We start from the raw sequence: 16,332 nt of genomic DNA, 5'->3' as shown, positions 1-16,332 counted from the left end.
TCGCGAGACTATCGGCCACGGCTCTGCCGCGGCGGGTGAGGACCGGAAGACGCGCCGCCCTGTGCCGCCGCCGCGGCGTCCCCGGCGCCGGCCCGGGGCAGTCCGTCGGGCGGGCTGGCCGCCGCGACCACCACGGGGATCTCCTGGGTGGGCACCGGGTCGGGGGCTCGCGCCAGCCGGTAGCCGTCGCGGCCGGCGGCCTTGGCCGCGTAGAGCGCGTCGTCGGCGGCGTCGAGAACCTGCTGCCCGCCGGCCGCGTGGTCGGGGTAGACGGCGATGCCGATGGAGACGGTCACCGGCACCCGGACGGGCTCCCCCGCGTGCCCGTCCACCGGCACCGGCTGGTCCCGGACCACCGCGCCGAGCCGCTCGGCGACGATCGTCGCGCCCCGGGCGTCGGTCTCCGGCAGCAGCACCACGAACTCCTCGCCGCCCTGCCGGAACGCGAGGTCGACCTCGCGGATCTCGCCGCGTACCCGGCGGGCGAACTCGACCAGCACCGCGTCCCCGGCGGCGTGTCCCCAGGTGTCGTTGACGTGCTTGAACCGGTCCAGGTCGAGGGCGAGCACGCTGAGCATCCGGCCGAAGCGGTTGGCCCGCTCCACCTCGCGCCGGATCGACTCGCGCAGGTAGCGGTAGTTCCACAGCCCGGTGAGCGGGTCGGTCAGCGAGAGCCGCTGCGCCTCCTCGTGCACCCGGACGTTCTCCACCGCCACCGCGGCGTGCCCGGCGAACGTCCGCAGGGTGACCAGATCGTCGTCGTCGAACTCGTCCGCGCCGAGCCGGTCGTAGAGGGCCAGGACGCCGAGCGCCCCGGACGACGACTCCGGGTCGCGGCGCGCCGAGCTGTCGGAGCCCGCGTCGGCGTCGGCCGGGGGATGCCCCGGCCGGTCCGGGCGCGGTTCCGCGCCGCGGGGCGCGGCGAAGGGCACCGCCACGTACGTCTCGCAGGACGGCTCCCCGGTCGGCTCGCCGTCCACCGGCTCCCACCGGCCGCGCAGCGGCTCACCCGTGGCGGCCACCGTGCCGAGCACCCCGGCGCCGACCGGCACCCGCAGCGTGGCCGGGTCGGCCGGGTCCTCGGTCGGCCAGCGCCCGTCCAGCCCCTCGACGCACTGGCCGACCAGCGCGCCGTCCCCGTCGAGCAGCAGCACGGCGCCGGCGCGGGCGCCGGTGGCGGCGATCGCGCTGTGCAGGATCACCCGCAGGATGCGTTGCAGGTCGTGGGTGCTGGCCAGGGTGTCGCCGAGCACGGTCAGATGGCCGCGGAGCTGGTCCCGGCTGCTGGTCAGGGCGGCCACGTAGCTGCCGGTCTCCCGGGTCATCCGGTTGAACGCGCCCGCCAGTCGCCCGATCTCGTCGCGGCTGCGGATGGGTACCCGGGTGCTGAGGTCGCCACCCGCCACCCGGTCCACGGCGCCCGCCAGCTCGACCAGGGGCCGGGTGGTCACCCGGGCCAGCCGCCAGGCCGCCACCACGGCCAGCAGGGCGGCCAGCACCACGGCGCCGACCAGGGCGGCGTAGAGCCCGGGCGGGCGCTCCCCCGGCACCGAGAGCACCAGCGGCAGCGGCTGGCCGGGGGTGGGACCGACCCGGCGCACGTACCGGCCGTCGGTGGTCCCGGCCACCCGGTCCCCGTCCGCCTGGCGGGCGGCGGCCAGCACCGCTGCGCGTACCTCCCGGTCCTCGGTCGTGTGGGTGATCCGGCCCGGGTCGTCGAGGAGGGTGACCCCGGCCCCGGTCACCGCGGCGAGCCGCGCCACGAACGCCGGGTCGACGGGCTGTGCGGCGGCGACCGTGCCCAGGTCGGCGCCGGCCGGGTCACGGAGCCGGACCCGGGCGGCCAGCGCGCGGACCGGCCCGGCCGTCGCGCCGCCGGCGCAGTCCTGCCAGGGCCCGGCCGGGCCGCCGGCCGTGGCGTAGCTGGTCCGGCCGGCCGGGTCGGCGATCAGCACGGCGGCGGCCAGTCCCCGGCCGACCACCTGGTCGGCCGCGCGGGAGCGGGCGGCCGGGTCGGTCACCAGCGCGACCGCGTCGGCCGCCGCGCGGAGCTGTTGGCAGAGGGCGTCGACGGAGGTGCGCACCCCGGCGGCGGCCACACCCAGCCGCTCGGCGGCCCGACCGCGGTCGACGGCGCTCAGGGTGGACCCGACGAAGAAGGCGCCGAGCAGGACGGGGCCGAGCACCACGGTGAGGAAGGCCGCCGTCAACCGCCCGCGTAGCGTCAAGCTTCCCCCCGGAAGTACCGCGCCCCTCCTGCGATGCTGACACAGAGCGACCGGGAGACAAGCGTTGCGTCAGGAGTGTTGCGTGCCGGAATTTTCTGATGGAGCGGATGTGACCAAGCGGGACCTGCGGATCGCGCTGCTCGCCCACCGCCGGTCGCTGCCGCCACCGCGCCGGGCGGAGGCGGCGGCGTCCGTCCAGGCCGGGCTGGTCGCTCTGGCACGCCGGCTGCGGCCGGCCCGGATGACCGCGTACGTGCCGGTCGGCTCCGAGCCGGGCGGCAGCGACCTGCCCGCGGTGCTGCGGGCGGCGCTGCCGCCGGAGGCCGAGCTGCTGCTGCCGGTGCTCCTCGACGACCTCGACCTGGACTGGGCCGCCTACACCGACCCGGAGTCGCTGCGGGCCGCCGGCCGGGGCCTGCGCGAGCCGACCGGCCCGCCGCTGGGGAGCGTGGCGGTGGCCGGGGCCGACCTCGTGGTGGTGCCGGCGCTGGCGGTGGACCGCCGGGGCTTCCGGCTGGGCCGGGGCGGCGGCTCGTACGACCGGGCGCTGGCCCGGGTGCCCGCCACGGTCCCCACGGTGGCGCTGCTGCACGACGGGGAGCTGGTGGAGGCCGTTCCGGCGCAGGCACACGACCGGCCGGTGGGCTTCGTGATCACACCCGCGGAGGGGCTGGTGGCCGTGCCGGATGTGGCCCAAGGCGCTTCCGCTGGACGAACCCGGGTTCCATGACGCACCATTGGCACTCGAATCCGTCGAGTGCCAACCCGGCCGTGCCAAGATCCGGAGGAGAACGTGCCCACGTACCAGTACGCCTGCACCGCGTGCGGCCACCAGCTCGAGGCGGTGCAGTCCTTCTCCGACGCGCCGCTGACCGAGTGCCCGGCGTGTGAGGGGCGGCTGCGCAAGGTCTTCAACTCGGTCGGCATCGTGTTCAAGGGCTCCGGCTTCTACCGCACGGACTCCCGTTCGTCCGGCTCCGAGAGCAGCACGAGCACCGCGAGCAAGCCGGCCAAGTCCGAGTCGTCGACCAGCGGCTCGTCCGACAGCTCGTCGTCCGGGTCGGGCAAGGGCTCGTCCTCCGGTTCGTCGTCCGGCTCGTCCTCCGGTTCGTCGGCCAGCTCGTCCTCCGGTTCGTCGGCCAGCAAGGCTCCGGCGGCCAGCAGCTCGTCCTGACGCTTGTTCGTCCCCGAAAAGTGGTCATCCCGCGCGGATGGCCACTTTTCGCGTTTCCCGGGGCCTATCCCGCCGGTGGTCCGTTTCCCAGGAGTTCCCGGCGCTTGCCCACAGGCCGGCCGGTTTTCCACAGGTGAGCCGGCGGGGACGGCGGGGGCTGCCGTCGGCCGCTTAGCCTGCCCGCGTACCGGACGGATCGGATGGCGGGAGGGCGCTGGTGGCGGGTGGGGAGGCATCGCTCCGACCGGTGCGCTGGCGCGGTCTGCCGCGGGGACGGACGCTGCTCCGGGTGGCGCTGGTCGCGGTGCTGCTCGGGCTGGCCGCGGCCGTCCTGCAGACCCCGGGCGGCTGTCCGCCGGGCGCGGTCCCGGCCGTCGCGCCCAGCCCGACCGGCGGTGTTCCGGCAGGTGGTGGTTCCCCGCAAGGCGGTGGCGCCCCCGCCGGCGGTGATCGTCGCGCGGCGGCCCTGCCGCTGCCCGCCGGGGCGGTCGGGGTGCCGGTCCGGCTCGCCGAACCGGCCGCGCTGGCGGTGCTCCGCCCGGGTGCCCGGGTGGACCTGCTGGTCGTTCCGGCCGGCGGGGCGGCGGGCGCGGCCACCCTGCTCGCCCCGCGGGCGTTGGTCCTCGACGTGGTGGGTGCGGCCGGGGCGGTCGACGGCTCCTCGGCGCTCTACCTGGCGCTCCGCCCGGAGCAGGCACAGCGCGCGGTCGGCCTGCCCGAGGGCAGCCGCTTCGCCGTGGTCGTACGCGAATGACCGGCGGGGCTCAGTCCCAGTGCGGCGGGCGCTCGGCGAGCAGCCAGTCGTCGTTGCCGGAGGAGCGCTCGCCCCACCCGCGGTCGGTGTCGTCGGTGGTCTGCTCGGGCAGCACCACGAGATCTTCGCTGAGGTCGACCACGCGGTCGTCGTCGCCGCGCGGGACACGGATGCCGGGATCGCTCACGAGCGGCAAGGATACCGCCGCGAGCGGAACAGTTCGACCGCTTGGGCGTCAACGCCGGGCACCGTGGCCCGCCGAGTCGGGCGGCCGACCCGCCGGCGCGTTGGTAGCGTCGGACGGCGTGACGACGCCGAGCGGTGGCAGCCCCGAGGACGAGATCTGGCGACGCCCGGACGGGCCGGCCGACCCCGCCCCGACGCCCGGCACGGACCAGCCCGGTCCGCCGGATCCAACGGCCGGTCCGGCCCCGACTCAGGGCGCCGAGCAGCCCGGTCCGACCGGTGAGCCCGGCCGGCGCCCCGGCTCGGCGGCCGAGAGCGACCAGCCCGGCAGCTCCACCGGCGACGCCCCGGAGGCCAGCCCCTGGTCGCGCGCCGGCCACACGGACAGCCCGTGGGCGAGGCCCGGCCAGGGCGGCGGCTGGGGCGGGTCGGCCGGGGCGAGCGGCGGCTGGGGCGGGCAGGCCGGTTCGAGCGGCGGCCAGGCGGGCCCGGCCGCTGGTTGGCCGCGGCAGCCCGCGCCGGCCGGTGGCTGGGGACCCGGGGGCGCGCCGGCCGGGTATGCGGGTCCGCCGCCGACCGTCCCACCGCCGCCCGGCTGGCGGCCGCCCGTGCACGTGCAGCCGACGCCACCGCGCCGGCTGCCACCGCAGGACATGGCCGCCATGGATCAGGCCGAGGGGCAGTCCCAGCGGCTCACCTACGGCATCGGCGCCGTCGTCGGCGTCGTGCTGGTGCTGCTCACCTGCCTGCTCTGCTCGCGCCTGCTCTTCTGAGCCGGCCGGGCCGCCTCGTCCGAGGCGGCCCGGCCGATCCCGGTCAGACGATGCCGCTCCACACCATCTTGGCGCCGCTGTCACCGGTCAGGTAGACGTAGATGAGCGCGAAGACGGCGAGCACGATGACGATGGCGGTGAGCACCAGGGACAGCCACCGGGGCAGGTCGCGGGTGCGGGGGAGGCCGCTGGTCACCAGCAGCAGCAGGAGCGCTGCCACGGCCAGCCCGACGGTGAACCAGAACAGGTTCTCGCCGTACTCGGAGTGCTCGTGGATCTTCTGCAGGCCCTCGGGCGGGTAGCCGCGGCCGCGCAGCACCTCCTCCAGCGCCTCGCCGGACTCGGTCGCCACCCAGGTGACGATCGGGGTGAGCACGGCGAGGACCGCCACCGCCCAGCCCATCCGGGGCCGCCAGCGGGGCAGCACCCCGTAGGCGACGGAGAGCAACGCCAGCAGCGGCACCAGCACCACCGCGGCGTGAATGACCAGGACGTGGCCCGGCAGACCGTTGACTTCCCTGAACACCGACACCTCCGGCGAGTGGACGGGATCGCGCGGCCAGCGTACGACGTGATGATCCGCCGTCCCGCTTCCGTACACCCACACACGCACGGGCCACCGGCGCGGTTCACCTGTGGCCCAAACCACCCGCGGTCACGCTCGCTTGTCGACCCCGAGGCACCGTGCTGTCATGGACGCATGTCCACGGGGGAGGAGCTGCTCCGGTCGAGGGGCCTGCGGGTCACCCGGCCGCGTCTCGCCGTGCTGGACGTGCTCGCCGCCGGCGGTCACCTGGAGGTCGACGAGATCACCCGCCGGGTCCGGGAGCGCCTCGACTCGGTCTCCACCCAGGCCGTCTACGACGTGCTCGGCGCGCTCTCCCGGGCCGGGCTGTCCCGCCGGATCGAGCCGGCCGGCAGCCCCGCCCGCTACGAGGCCCGCGTCGGGGACAACCACCACCACGTGGTGTGCCGGGGCTGCGGCGAGATCGCCGACGTGGACTGCGCCACCGGCAACGCCCCCTGCCTCGATCCGAACGTCGCGCACGGCTTCGAGGTCGACGAGGCGGAAGTGACCTTCTGGGGCCTCTGCCCGGCCTGCCAGGCCCGCCGCTCCGCCGACGACTGACGAGCCGGGCCCGTTCGAGCTGGCAGCGATCCCCGCGCCGCGGCCGGCGTGGCACTCTTGGTCGGTGGACTCCGATGACCTCGGCCTGTTCGGTCCGGGATCGGTCACGTGGAAGGTGCACGAGGAGCCGATCCTGATCGTCGCCGGCCTGCGTTCGCTCTACCTCCAGGCGCTGCACCCCCGCGCCATGGCGGGGGTCGCCCAGAACAGCAACTACCGCACGGACGCCTGGGGCCGGCTGGTCCGCACGGCCACCTACGTGGCCACGACGGTCTACGGCACCACCGCCGAGGCGGAGGCGGCCGGCCGGCGGCTGCGTACGCTGCACGCCCGGATGCGGGCCACCGACCCGTTCACCGGCTTGCGCTTCCGGATCGACGACCCCGACCTGCTGCGCTGGGTGCACGTCACCGAGGTCGAATCGTTCGTGAGCACCGCGCGGCGCGCCGGGCTCGCGCTGACCGACGACGAGGTGGACGGCTACTACACCGAGCAGCGCCGGGCGGCGGCCCTGGTCGGGCTGGACCCGGCCGACGTGCCGGGCACCGCCGCCGAGGTGGCCGACTACTACCGCCGGATCCGGCCCGAGCTGCGGATGACCAGGGAGGCGGCGGAGACGGCGCTGTTCCTGACCGCCCCGCCGATCCCGTGGAAGCTCAGCCTGCCCGTGCGGCTCGGCCTGCACCTCGGCCCGCCGCGCTGGGCGTACCTGGGGATCGCCGGCACTGCGCTGGCGCTGCTGCCGGCCTGGGCCCAGCGGCTGTACGGCGGGCTCGGCCTGCCCACCACCGCGCTCTCGGCGGACCTGAGCGTGCGCGCCCTGCGGCTCGCCCTGGCGGCGGTGCCGCGGCGCTACCGAGAGGGCCCGTTGCAGCGGGCCGCCAAGGAGCGCGCCGCCCGCCTCGCGGCGGCCTGAGCAGCGGTTGTCAGTCCTGGTCGGCCACCGGCTCGGCGTGGCGCTCCACGGCCGCCCAGGGCTCCTTGCCCGGGGCCTGGGCGCCGGCCGGGCAGGTGCGCCGGTAGTCGCACCAGCCGCACCGGGGTCCCGGCTCGGTGGGGAACGCCTCGTCGGGGTCGGTGCCGTCGGCGACGGCCCGCTCGGCGGCCATGATGTCCCGCGCGGTGTCCTCGGCGCGGGTGAGCTGGCGCTGCAACGACTCCGGGGTGTGCTCGTGCGCCGCGACCGTGCCGGTGGGCAGGTGGTGCAGCTCGACCCGGCGGCACGGGCGGCGGAACACGCGCTCGGCGGCGTAGGCGTAGAGCGCGAGGGCCTGTGAGCCGCGCGCGTCGTCGCCGTCGAGCCCGGTGCGGCCGGTCTTGTAGTCGACGATGACGAGCTCCGGCCGGCCGTCCGGGCCGGGGCGGGAGTCGATCCGGTCGGTGCGGCCGTTGAAGGCGAGGACGGCGGTCTTCACGGCGACCACCCGCTCCACCCCGATCGGCTCGTCGGCCGGGTCGAGCCCCGCCACATAGGACTCCAGCCAGGACAGCGCCCGGCGGAAGGCGTCCCGCTCCTGCTCGTCGTCGCGGTAGCCCTCGCGGACCCAGGTGCCCTTGAGCAGGGTGCCCAGCACCTCGGGGCGGCGGCGGTCGGGGGCCAGCGCGTACCAGTTCTTCAGGGCCGTGTGGACGCTGGCGCCGAGCGAGTTGTGCGCCCACGGCGGACCCTTGGGCGGCGCGGGGCGGTCCACGTACGAGTAGCGGTAGCGCCGGGGGCAGTCGGTGTAGGCGCCGAGCTTGCTGGGCGTGCAGACGAAGAGGCGCTCCGGCATGCCCTCGAAGCCGAGCTGCTCGGCCTGCTCGGCGCGGGGCCGGGGTGGCCGGCCGCCGGTGGGTCGCCCGGTCGGGGAGGGTCGTCGCACGCCTGAGATCCTGCCACCCGCGTACGACAGCGCCGCGACGGCTCAGCTCATGGTGAGGTACTGCGTGACGAACGCGGCGATCGCGTCGGCGATGAGCTGCACGGCGATGGCGGCCAGGAGCAGGCCGGCGATCCGGGTCAGCACCTCGATGCCGCCCGGCCGGAGGACCTTGACGATGCCACCGGAGAAGCGCAGCACCACCCAGACGGCGACCATGACCGCGACGATCGCGGCGGCGATGGCGAGGTAGTCGGTGAACCCGCCGGCCTGCTGCACGAAGAGCATGGTGGCGACGATGGCGCCGGGGCCGGCCAGCAGCGGGGTGCCCAGCGGCACCAGCGCGATGTTGCTGGTCGCCTGCTGGTTCGGGTCGTCGGACTTGCCGGTGAGCAGTTCCAGGGCGACGAGGATCAGCAGCAGCCCGCCGGCGGCCTGCAGCGCGGGCAGGTCGACGTGCAGGTAGGCGAGGATGGTCTGGCCGGCCACGGCGAACACCACGATCACCCCGAGCGCCAGCGCGACGGCCTGCCAGGCGGCCCGGTTCCGGTCGCGGGCGGCCAGCGGGCCGGTCAGGGCCAGGAAGATCGGCATCATGCCGGGCGGGTCGACGATCACCAGCAGGGTCACGAAGACCTCGCCGAAGAGCTTGAGATCCACTCGGACACGGTAGCCGCGTGGCCGGAACGCTTCAGCTCGAAGCGACCGGGGTCACCCCCCGGGCCAGTTCGACGATCCGCTCGTACGCCCCGGCGCCGGTGGTGAACGCGCCGAGCCGGACGGTCTTGTGCGTGCCGTGGAAGTCCGACGAACCGGTGACCAGCAGCCCCAGCTCGGCGGCGAGCGCGCGGACGTGCTCGCGCTCGGCCGGGCTGTGGTCCTCGTGGTCGGCCTCCAGGCCGGCCAGCCCGGCCGCGGCCAGGTCCACGATCAGCTCGTCCGGCACGATCCGGCCGCGGCGGCTGGCCCGGGGGTGGGCGAAGACGGGCACCCCGCCGGCCGCCCGGACCAGGGCGACCGCCCGGAACACGTCGATGTCCTCCTTGGGCAGCCGGTAGCGCTCGCCCAGCCAGCGCGGCCCGAACGCCTCGGTGGTGGTGGCGACGAGCCCCGCCCGGATCAGCGCCTGCGCGATGTGCGGCCGGCCGACCGTCCCGCCGGCGGCGCCGGCCAGGATCTCCGACCAGCTCACCGGGATCCCGTCGGCCTGGAGCAGCCGGACGATGCGCTCGCCGCGCTCCTCCCGGGCGCGCCGGACCCGGGCCAGCTCGGCGGCCAGCTCCGGTTCGGCCGGGTCGAAGAGGTACGCCAGCAGGTGCAGCGGGATCGCCGGCTCGACGCCGAACCAGCGGCAGGAGAGCTCGGCGCCCCGGATCAGGGTGAGCCCGGGTGGCAGGGCCGCGACGGCGGGCTCCCAGCCGGCCGTGGTGTCGTGGTCGGTGAGCGCCACGACGTCGAGACCGGCCGCGGCGGCGGCCCGGACCAGCTCGGCCGGGTTCAGGGTGCCGTCGCTGGCGGTGGAGTGGGTGTGCAGGTCGATCCGGGCGGCGGCGCTCACGCCGCCGACGCTACGCCCCGGTCAGGAGCGGGTGTCGGCCACCACCACGAGGCGCTCGCCCGCGGCCACCCCGTCGAGCCGGGAGGCGGAGGGGGCCTCGCCGGCCAGCACCCGGTCGGGCCGGACCCGGACCAGGCCGCCGGTGGCGTCGACGTGCAGCGCCGCCCCGTCGCGGGTCCAGGCCACCGCACCGGCGACCGCCGGGCCGGCCGGGTGGGTCGTGGCGGCGGCGCCGAGGTTGGCCAGGTCGACCAGCAGGGCGTTCCTGGGCGCGGCGTTGAGCAGCAGCCACCGCCCGTCGGCGGAAACCGCGCCGAGACCGTCGGTGGCCACCGCCGGGCCGCAGCCGGTGCGGACGGGGGTGAGTTCGCGGCCCGGGTCGAGCAGCGCCACGCAGGGCCGCCGGGGCGTGCCGGCGGAGACCAGGCCGACCACCCGGCCGTCGGGCAGCGTGCCGTAGACGCCGAGCACGTCCGGGTTCGCCGCGCCCGGCACCCCACCCGCCGGCCGCCGCCAGACGCTGACCCCGCCCCGGTCGGGCTGCCGGACCAGCACGGCGTCGCCGGCGAAGCCGATCGGCGTCGCCCCCTCGGGAGCCGCCGTCCGGCTGCTGGCCAGGAGTTGACCGCCGACCACGCCGGCCGCGGCCAGGTAGGCGCCGTCGCGCCAGGCGACCTGCCGCCCGTCGGCGGCCACCACGACGGCGTCCGCCCCGGCGAGCAGCACCTGCGGGTCGCTGCCGTTGGGCGGCACCCACCAGAGGGTACGGCCGGCCGGGGTGGCCGCCGAGGTGATGAGCCAGCCGCCGTAGTCCGGTACCCGCTGTGCCCGCTCGACGGCGCTCAACCCGGTCAGTTCCCGGCGCTCGCCACCGCTGGTGTCCAGCCGCGAGCCGGCGATCAGGTCCAGCTCGGCGCGGACCGGACCCTGCGCGGGCGCCGGGCTGCTGGCGGTGGGCAGCGGTGAGGGCGCGAACCCGCCCGGGTCACCGAGCACGACGGTGGGCGTGCCGCTGTGCCCGGTCGGCCCGCCGAGCTGGGCCATGCCGGTGGTGACCAGCACGGTCGCCACCCCGGCCAGGGCGAGCCCGGCCAGCGTCCGGCGCCGCCCGGCGGCCCGGGCCCGCCGGAGCGCGGCGCCGGCCGGGTCGGCGGCGAGCGGCCGGGACGTGGCGACGCGGCCGGCCAGCGTCTGCCGCAGCGCCCGTTCCAGCTCGTCCTCGGTCACGGGGAATGGACGCTTCGGGCCGGCCGTCCGGTTGTCGCAGTCCTCCGACGTGCGGCTCATCGGGATTTCACCGGGACGGACGCGGAGGGGCGCGCGGGAGCCGCGGCGGGTCGTGCGGCCGGCCGGACCACCGGCGGCGCCGGGGCGGGCGGGGCCGGCTGCCGGACCACCCGCGGCGGGGCAGGCGGCGCGGCCTTCTCCTCCGGCGCGGCCGGCAGGCCGAGGGCGGCCTCGGAGCCGAGCCGGCGGCGCAGGGTGTTCAACGCCCGGGAGGTCTGGCTCTTCACGGTGCCCGGGGAGATCTCCAGCAGGGCGGCGGTCTGGGCCTCGGACATGTCCTCGTAGAAGCGGAGCACGAGCACGGCCCGCTGCCGGGCCGGGAGCGCCTGGAGGTGCCGCCACAGCGCGTCCCGGTCGAGCTGCTGCTCGATCTCGTCGACCCCGGCCCGCTCGGGCAGCACCTCGGTCGGGCGTTCACCGTGCCAGCGCCGGCGCCACCAGCTCGTCGAGGTGTTGACCAGGACCCGGCGGGCGTACGGCTCGATGGCGTCGATCCCGCCGAGCCGCTTCCAGGCCAGGTAGGTCTTGGTCAGCGCGGTCTGGAGCAGGTCCTCGGCCGTCGCCCAGTCACCGGCCAGCAGGTAGGCGGTGCGCAGCAGGGCACCGGAGCGGGCCGCGACGAAGTCGCGGAACTCCTCCTCCAGCGGATCCCTGCTCGCCACGCCCACCTCCACACCCCGTCCTGCCTGGCAGGCTCCCACGGTAGAGCGGGGTGGGTCGACGGCAAAAGGTGCGCAGTTCCTCCGATGTTCGGACAGAAAGCTTCAGGCGCCGTCGTCGGCCTTCGCCTCGTCCTGCTCCTTGCCGATCCGCGCCTCGACGGCCTGCGGCTCGTACATCTCCTCCACGACGCGGAGGTAGAGCTCGTTCGGGTTGGGCAGGTTCTTGATCTCCCGGAGGGCCTGCTCCTGGCCGGCCGACTCCAGCACGAAGGTGCCGTAGTTGAGCGCGCGGCCGCTCGGGGTCTGCTCGTATTTCATGTCGGTGACCCGGACCAGCGGCATCATCGCCACCCGGCGGGTGATGATCCCGTTGACCACCATGACCCGCTTGTTGGTGAGGATGAAGCGGTCGTACCACCAGTCGGCGACCCGCCAGGCGACCCAGCCCATGACGGCGAACCAGAGCAGCACCGCGACGGTGGTCAGCGCCCCGACGTCGCGCCCGGCGAGGAAACCGGAGAGGTAGCCGAGCACGAAGGTCGCCGCGATGCCGACGATGATCGGCGTGGAGAGGTGCACCCAGTGCCGCTTCCACTCGCCCCGGAAGCGCTCCGTCGGGAAGAGGTAGCGGGCCGCCAGCGCGCTCGGCTCGTCCTCCATCGGCAGCACCCGGCGCGGCGCCATGCCGGAGGCGTCGGCACGCAGGCCGGCCAGCTCCTCCTCGGAGATCTGCGGGTTCTGGTAGCCGGCCTCCGGGTCGCGGATCCAGGCGCGGCCGGACCGCCCCTCCCCGGCGTAGCCCGGGCCGTCGCCGAAGGCGGCGTCGTCCGAAAGGGAGGGGCCGCCACCGTAGCCGGAACCGGAGCCGAAGCCCGGACCGTCGTCGGGGTCGATCCGAGGGATCGGCTCGGTGTCGCGCTCCCGGCGCTCCCGGTCGGGGTCGTCCGGGTCGAAGGGTGGACCGGAGGGGCTTCCCATGGGCGGCTAGGCGACCAGGTTGGTGAAGAAGTCGCCGAAGCCCTGCGCGATGTCCATGATGCCGCCGCCCAGGGACTTGAACACGTCGGCGGCGGAGTTCGGCCGGTAGGCAACGAAGAAGATCAAGAATGCGATGCCGGCCCAGGTGAGGACCTTCTTGACCATAGCGGGCCATCCTCTCGCGCGGAGCCGGGTCCGTTTACCGCAGCGGCACCCAGAGTATCAGTATGGTGTCGTAGAGTGAATATCTGCGTCTGTTCCCCGACTTGCCGGTGCCGGCCGGTCAGGCCCGTCCGTGCAGGTACGGAGATGGTGCGCCGTACACGAGCTCGGGCGGTGTCCACTCGGTGAGGTCGTGCAGCACGACTTCTTCCGCGAGGAGGTGACCCGCACTCGCCGGCCAGGCTATCGCATGGAGCCACATTCCCCGAGCCTCGCCGGCGTACGCGCTTCGATCGGTCGGGGAATTCACGAGCCACAGTGGAGTGGGATGGCCGCCCACCCGGATCTTGGCGTGCGGCACCCGTTCGGGGTGACCAGGGCCGGGATCGGTGAGCGCCTCCGCCATCTCGGGCCCCGGGTCGGGGCCGGGCAGGCCGGCGAGGCGGGAGCCCAGCCCGACGCCCGGCTCCTCGGCGACGAAGAGCAGGTCGGCCGGTCCACCGTCGAGCGGGGCCGGGCCGGCGCAGGCCACCGCCGTGGCGCGCACCCCGGAGCGGTCGTCCCCCACCCAGGCCACCCCGGTCAGCGTCCAACCGGTGGGCAGCGGCCACGGGCACCAGAGCGGCATTCCCGGCCGCCCCGCCGGGTCGGTGTCGGCGGCCACCCGCTCCACCACGCTCGCCATGATCTCGGCGCCGATGTGCTCCGGCACGTGCAGCGGCGGCACGGGACCGCAGCGTAGGCACCGGTATTCGCCGTGCATCAGGTCCGGCTCCCGGACCGTCCCCGCGCACCTGGGACAACTCACCGCGACACTCACGCCTTCACGGTCACCCCGGACCGCCGGGCCGTCAAGCGGAGCGGCCGGATCGGTCAGTCCGGTGGCGGCCCGGCGTACGCCCGGATCCAGGCGTGCATGGCGATCCCGCTGGCCACGCCGGCGTTGATCGAGCGGGTCGAGCCGTACTGGGCGATCGAGATGAGCTGGTCGCAGGCGTCCCGGGCGACCTCGGACAGCCCCGGCCCCTCCTGGCCGAAGAGCAGCACGCAGCGGCGGGGAAGCGTGCTGGTCTCCAGCGGCTTCGAGCCGGGCAGGTTGTCGATGCCGACCACCGGCAGCCGCTCCGCGGCCGCCCAGGCCACGAACTCCTCAATGGTCGGGTGGTGCCGGACGTGCTGGTAGCGGTCGGTCACCATGGCGCCCCGCCGGTTCCACCGCCGCCGCCCGACGATGTGCACCTCGGCGGCGAGGAAGGCGTTGGCGTTGCGGACCACCGTGCCGATGTTGAAGTCGTGCTGCCAGTTCTCGACGGCCACGTGGAAGTCGTGCCGGCGGCGGTCCAGGTCGGCCACCACGGCCTCGCGCCGCCAGTAGCGGTACCGGTCCACGACGTTGCGCCGGTCGCCCTGGGCGAGCAGCTCGGGGTCGTAACGCGGGTCGTCCGGCGGGTCGCCGGGCCACGGCCCCACGCCCACGTCGAGCTGGTCGTCGGTCACGATCTGCAGAGGGTACGGCCCGACCGGCGGGACGGCCGCCACGGGCCCGCAGGTCAGCGGAGGTCCAGCGCCCCGGCGAGCCGGTCGAGAAAGCGCCGGTCGGCGGGGCTCGGTGCGGCCTCGCCGGCCCGGCACACGCGCGCGGCCACCGACTCCACCCACTGCCGGTACGCCGCCGAGTCGGCGGGGTCGGCGCGCCGCCGCAGGACCCGTACCGCGGCCCGGGCGGCGGCGAGCAGGTCGACCAGGTCGGTGAGGCGCTCGTCCCGGTCGGTGGCGCCGTCGTGGCGGGCGTAGATCGCGGCGACCACGGCCCGGATCAGGTCGCTGTCGAAGGCCCGGCCGGCGGCCACCGCGTCCAGCCCCGCGAGCCCGGCGGCGACGCCGCGCGGCGGACGGCCCGGCCCGGGCGTGGCGGCGGCGACGAGGACCCGGCCGGGCAGGTCGGTCAGCAGGTCCCACTCGGCCGCGGAGTAGACGGCGGTGGTCAGCGGTGCGGCACGGCGGCCGGCAGAGGGCGGCTCTCCGGCGACGGAGTGGCTCATGGTGACCTCCGGCGTCAGCATATGCCCCGGAACGGGAAAAGGGCCCCTTCCCGACGGATCGGCGAAGGGGCCCTTCCGGGCGTAGGGAGAGGTCAGCGCGGCTCGGGGAAGCTGGGCCGCTCGGGGTCGACGCCCTCGGGCAGGGCGGCGGCCGCGTACTCCTTCTTGGGGACCATGACCTTGCGGCGGAACACGCAGACCAGCGTGCCGTCCTGGTTGTAGCCCCGGGTCTCCACCGCGACCACGCCGCGGTCCGGCTTGGAGGAGGACTCCCGCTTGTCCAGCACCGTCGTCTCGCCGTAGATGGTGTCGCCATGGAACGTCGGGGCGACGTGCCGCAGCGACTCGATCTCCAGGTTGGCGATCGCCTTGCCGCTGACGTCCGGCACCGACATGCCGAGCAGCAGGGAGTAGATGTAGTTGCCGACCACCACGTTGCGCTTGAACTGGCTCGCCGACTCGGCGTAGTGGGCGTCCATGTGAAGCGGGTGGTGGTTCATGGTGAGCAGGCAGAAGAGGTGGTCGTCGTACTCGGTGACCGTCTTGCCGGGCCAGTGCCGGTAGACGGCGCCGACCTCGAACTCCTCGTAGTAGCGGCCGAACTGCATCCTTGGTCCCCTTCGACGGGCGGCGATGGAGTTCGGCACAGCATGCCTTACCGCTTGTTAAGGCGGTGGACGGGGCGCAGCCGGTGCGGAAAAGTCACACCCGGACCGACCCGGGTGGAGACGCAATGAGCGGCGGGGCCCTCCCCGGCACCCGCCGCCCACGCTCTGATGCGACAGATTCTGCCGTACGCCGGTACTGTGACGACAGAGACGGACGTCACATTTATCTTTTCGTAACACTACGCGTAGTGACTCGTGATCACTCCACAAGCGATCTCCGCAGGCCGGATCCCCGCTTGTCAAGCGTCAAGTTACCGATTCGTAGCGCGAACCGGGCGCGATCTCCATGGAAACGCTCCCATCACGTCCCGTCACGCAAATGCGTCGTGCACTTGCGTTCCGCAGGACGGGGGTAAACAGACCTCGCTCGATGCGTCTCTCCGTCACCGCGGGGCTGCGCAGTGTTTGGTCGCGCACGTCACGGGAATGCCAAGCCATCCACCCTGGTTCCACGGGACGTAGGCAATCCGCGCTGATCGGAGAGTGCAATGGCAACGGTTGAGCTGACCACGGCCAACTTCGACGAGGTGACCGAACGCGACGGCATCGTCCTGCTCGACTTCTGGGCGGACTGGTGCGGCCCGTGCAAGCGCTTCGCCCCCGTCTACGAGCGCTCGTCCGAGAAGCACCCGGACATCGTCTTCGGCAAGGTCGACACCGAGGCGGAGCAGGAGCTGGGCGCCAAGTTCAACATCAGCTCCATCCCGACCATCATGGCGATCCGCGACGGCGTGATCGTCTTCGCCCAGCCGGGCGCCCTGCCCGAGTCGGCGCTGGAGAACCTGATCGAGCAGGTCGAGCAGCTCGACATGGAGGACGTCCGCAAGAAGCTCGCCGAGCACGGCCACCAGCACTGAGCCGACCGGCTCCGA

21 protein-coding genes are annotated in these 16,332 nt (G+C 74.9%); 7 read left to right on the top strand and 14 right to left on the bottom strand.

The window, feature by feature from the left end:
- Window positions 1-8: 8 nt before the first annotated feature.
- On the bottom strand, window positions 9-2,228 hold the full coding sequence (locus ACQP12_RS03425) for a diguanylate cyclase (protein ID WP_433284947.1): 2,220 nt from the start codon (window positions 2,226-2,228) through the stop codon (window positions 9-11).
- 82 nt (window positions 2,229-2,310) lie between these two features.
- Here ACQP12_RS03425 and ACQP12_RS03420 point away from each other — a divergent pair, with 82 nt between their 5' ends.
- From ACQP12_RS03420 to ACQP12_RS03410, 3 genes are all read left to right on the top strand, one after another.
- The gene (locus ACQP12_RS03420) at window positions 2,311-2,958 is read left to right on the top strand and encodes a 5-formyltetrahydrofolate cyclo-ligase (RefSeq protein WP_433284945.1); all 648 of its coding nucleotides are present in this window, start codon (window positions 2,311-2,313) and stop codon (window positions 2,956-2,958) included.
- A 63-nt stretch (window positions 2,959-3,021) separates the two neighbouring features.
- On the top strand, window positions 3,022-3,402 hold the full coding sequence (locus tag ACQP12_RS03415) for an FmdB family zinc ribbon protein (protein ID WP_433284943.1): 381 nt from the start codon (window positions 3,022-3,024) through the stop codon (window positions 3,400-3,402).
- A 289-nt stretch (window positions 3,403-3,691) separates the two neighbouring features.
- Entirely contained in the window at window positions 3,692-4,156 is a 465-nt protein-coding gene (locus ACQP12_RS03410) for a flagellar biosynthesis protein FlgA (protein WP_433284941.1), read from the top strand.
- 10 nt (window positions 4,157-4,166) lie between these two features.
- Here ACQP12_RS03410 and ACQP12_RS03405 read toward each other — a convergent pair whose 3' ends face one another.
- Complete coding sequence (locus tag ACQP12_RS03405) at window positions 4,167-4,352, bottom strand: hypothetical protein (protein WP_355053696.1); 186 nt, start codon at window positions 4,350-4,352, stop codon at window positions 4,167-4,169.
- A gap of 109 nt (window positions 4,353-4,461) precedes the next feature.
- Here ACQP12_RS03405 and ACQP12_RS03400 point away from each other — a divergent pair, with 109 nt between their 5' ends.
- On the top strand, window positions 4,462-5,115 hold the full coding sequence (locus tag ACQP12_RS03400) for a hypothetical protein (protein WP_433284939.1): 654 nt from the start codon (window positions 4,462-4,464) through the stop codon (window positions 5,113-5,115).
- A 43-nt stretch (window positions 5,116-5,158) separates the two neighbouring features.
- Here the strand turns inward: ACQP12_RS03400 and ACQP12_RS03395 are convergent, their stop codons facing one another.
- The gene (locus tag ACQP12_RS03395) at window positions 5,159-5,641 is read right to left on the bottom strand and encodes a DUF2231 domain-containing protein (protein ID WP_357940693.1); all 483 of its coding nucleotides are present in this window, start codon (window positions 5,639-5,641) and stop codon (window positions 5,159-5,161) included.
- A gap of 174 nt (window positions 5,642-5,815) precedes the next feature.
- Between ACQP12_RS03395 and ACQP12_RS03390 the strand changes: the two genes are divergently transcribed.
- Window positions 5,816-6,244: a Fur family transcriptional regulator gene (locus tag ACQP12_RS03390; protein WP_262286943.1), complete on the top strand. Its 429-nt coding sequence runs from the start codon at window positions 5,816-5,818 to the stop codon at window positions 6,242-6,244.
- Between the two features lie 64 nt (window positions 6,245-6,308).
- Window positions 6,309-7,160: an oxygenase MpaB family protein gene (locus tag ACQP12_RS03385; protein WP_433284936.1), complete on the top strand. Its 852-nt coding sequence runs from the start codon at window positions 6,309-6,311 to the stop codon at window positions 7,158-7,160.
- A 10-nt stretch (window positions 7,161-7,170) separates the two neighbouring features.
- On the opposite strand, the gene ACQP12_RS03380 is transcribed toward ACQP12_RS03385, so the two are convergent.
- The 11 genes from ACQP12_RS03380 to ACQP12_RS03330 all read right to left on the bottom strand — a co-directional run bounded on the left by ACQP12_RS03380 (window position 7,171) and on the right by ACQP12_RS03330 (window position 15,400).
- A complete protein-coding gene (locus tag ACQP12_RS03380) occupies window positions 7,171-8,016 on the bottom strand; it encodes a RecB family exonuclease (RefSeq protein WP_433289106.1) in 846 nt (281 codons plus the stop codon).
- Between the two features lie 132 nt (window positions 8,017-8,148).
- Entirely contained in the window at window positions 8,149-8,763 is a 615-nt protein-coding gene (locus ACQP12_RS03375) for a MarC family protein (RefSeq protein ID WP_189193044.1), read from the bottom strand.
- Between the two features lie 31 nt (window positions 8,764-8,794).
- Window positions 8,795-9,661: a PHP domain-containing protein gene (locus ACQP12_RS03370; RefSeq protein ID WP_433284933.1), complete on the bottom strand. Its 867-nt coding sequence runs from the start codon at window positions 9,659-9,661 to the stop codon at window positions 8,795-8,797.
- A gap of 21 nt (window positions 9,662-9,682) precedes the next feature.
- Window positions 9,683-10,888: a hypothetical protein gene (locus ACQP12_RS03365; protein ID WP_433284931.1), complete on the bottom strand. Its 1,206-nt coding sequence runs from the start codon at window positions 10,886-10,888 to the stop codon at window positions 9,683-9,685.
- A gap of 56 nt (window positions 10,889-10,944) precedes the next feature.
- Window positions 10,945-11,610: a SigE family RNA polymerase sigma factor gene (locus tag ACQP12_RS03360; protein WP_357940683.1), complete on the bottom strand. Its 666-nt coding sequence runs from the start codon at window positions 11,608-11,610 to the stop codon at window positions 10,945-10,947.
- A 102-nt stretch (window positions 11,611-11,712) separates the two neighbouring features.
- Window positions 11,713-12,588 carry a PH domain-containing protein gene (locus tag ACQP12_RS03355; RefSeq protein WP_357940681.1) on the bottom strand — a complete coding sequence of 292 codons (876 nt, stop codon included), beginning with the start codon at window positions 12,586-12,588 and terminating at the stop codon, window positions 11,713-11,715.
- Window positions 12,589-12,594: 6 nt separating this feature from the next.
- The gene (locus ACQP12_RS03350) at window positions 12,595-12,753 is read right to left on the bottom strand and encodes a hypothetical protein (RefSeq protein WP_013283898.1); all 159 of its coding nucleotides are present in this window, start codon (window positions 12,751-12,753) and stop codon (window positions 12,595-12,597) included.
- 118 nt (window positions 12,754-12,871) lie between these two features.
- Window positions 12,872-13,513 carry a DUF6758 family protein gene (locus ACQP12_RS03345; RefSeq protein ID WP_433284928.1) on the bottom strand — a complete coding sequence of 214 codons (642 nt, stop codon included), beginning with the start codon at window positions 13,511-13,513 and terminating at the stop codon, window positions 12,872-12,874.
- 110 nt (window positions 13,514-13,623) lie between these two features.
- Entirely contained in the window at window positions 13,624-14,247 is a 624-nt protein-coding gene (locus ACQP12_RS03340) for a TrmH family RNA methyltransferase (protein WP_433284926.1), read from the bottom strand.
- A gap of 53 nt (window positions 14,248-14,300) precedes the next feature.
- Window positions 14,301-14,792, bottom strand: a complete 492-nt coding sequence (locus ACQP12_RS03335; protein WP_433284924.1) for a hypothetical protein — start codon at window positions 14,790-14,792, stop codon at window positions 14,301-14,303.
- Window positions 14,793-14,884: 92 nt separating this feature from the next.
- Window positions 14,885-15,400, bottom strand: coding sequence for a MaoC family dehydratase (locus tag ACQP12_RS03330; RefSeq protein WP_091314480.1), 516 nt, complete (start codon window positions 15,398-15,400; stop codon window positions 14,885-14,887).
- A gap of 548 nt (window positions 15,401-15,948) precedes the next feature.
- On the opposite strand from ACQP12_RS03330, the gene trxA reads away from it, so the two are divergent.
- Window positions 15,949-16,317: a thioredoxin gene (gene trxA, locus ACQP12_RS03325; protein ID WP_357940673.1), complete on the top strand. Its 369-nt coding sequence runs from the start codon at window positions 15,949-15,951 to the stop codon at window positions 16,315-16,317.
- Window positions 16,318-16,332: the final 15 nt, after the last annotated feature.

Source organism: Micromonospora sp. CA-244673, assembly GCF_050948395.1.
Classification (GTDB): Bacteria; Actinomycetota; Actinomycetes; order Mycobacteriales; family Micromonosporaceae; genus Micromonospora.
The sequence above is the reverse complement of the archived record's forward strand: the minus strand, read 5'-3'. Positions and strand labels throughout refer to the sequence as shown.

Coding starts and splice junctions, on each gene's coding strand:
- ACQP12_RS03390 (WP_262286943.1), top strand. CDS start 5,816: ATGTCCACGGGGGAGGAGCTGCTCCGGTCGAGGGGCCTGCGGGTCACC.
- ACQP12_RS03380 (WP_433289106.1), bottom strand. CDS start 8,016: ATGCCGGAGCGCCTCTTCGTCTGCACGCCCAGCAAGCTCGGCGCCTAC.
- ACQP12_RS03355 (WP_357940681.1), bottom strand. CDS start 12,588: ATGGGAAGCCCCTCCGGTCCACCCTTCGACCCGGACGACCCCGACCGG.
- ACQP12_RS03350 (WP_013283898.1), bottom strand. CDS start 12,753: ATGGTCAAGAAGGTCCTCACCTGGGCCGGCATCGCATTCTTGATCTTC.
- ACQP12_RS03345 (WP_433284928.1), bottom strand. CDS start 13,513: ATGCACGGCGAATACCGGTGCCTACGCTGCGGTCCCGTGCCGCCGCTG.
- ACQP12_RS03335 (WP_433284924.1), bottom strand. CDS start 14,792: ATGAGCCACTCCGTCGCCGGAGAGCCGCCCTCTGCCGGCCGCCGTGCC.
- ACQP12_RS03330 (WP_091314480.1), bottom strand. CDS start 15,400: ATGCAGTTCGGCCGCTACTACGAGGAGTTCGAGGTCGGCGCCGTCTAC.
- trxA (WP_357940673.1), top strand. CDS start 15,949: ATGGCAACGGTTGAGCTGACCACGGCCAACTTCGACGAGGTGACCGAA.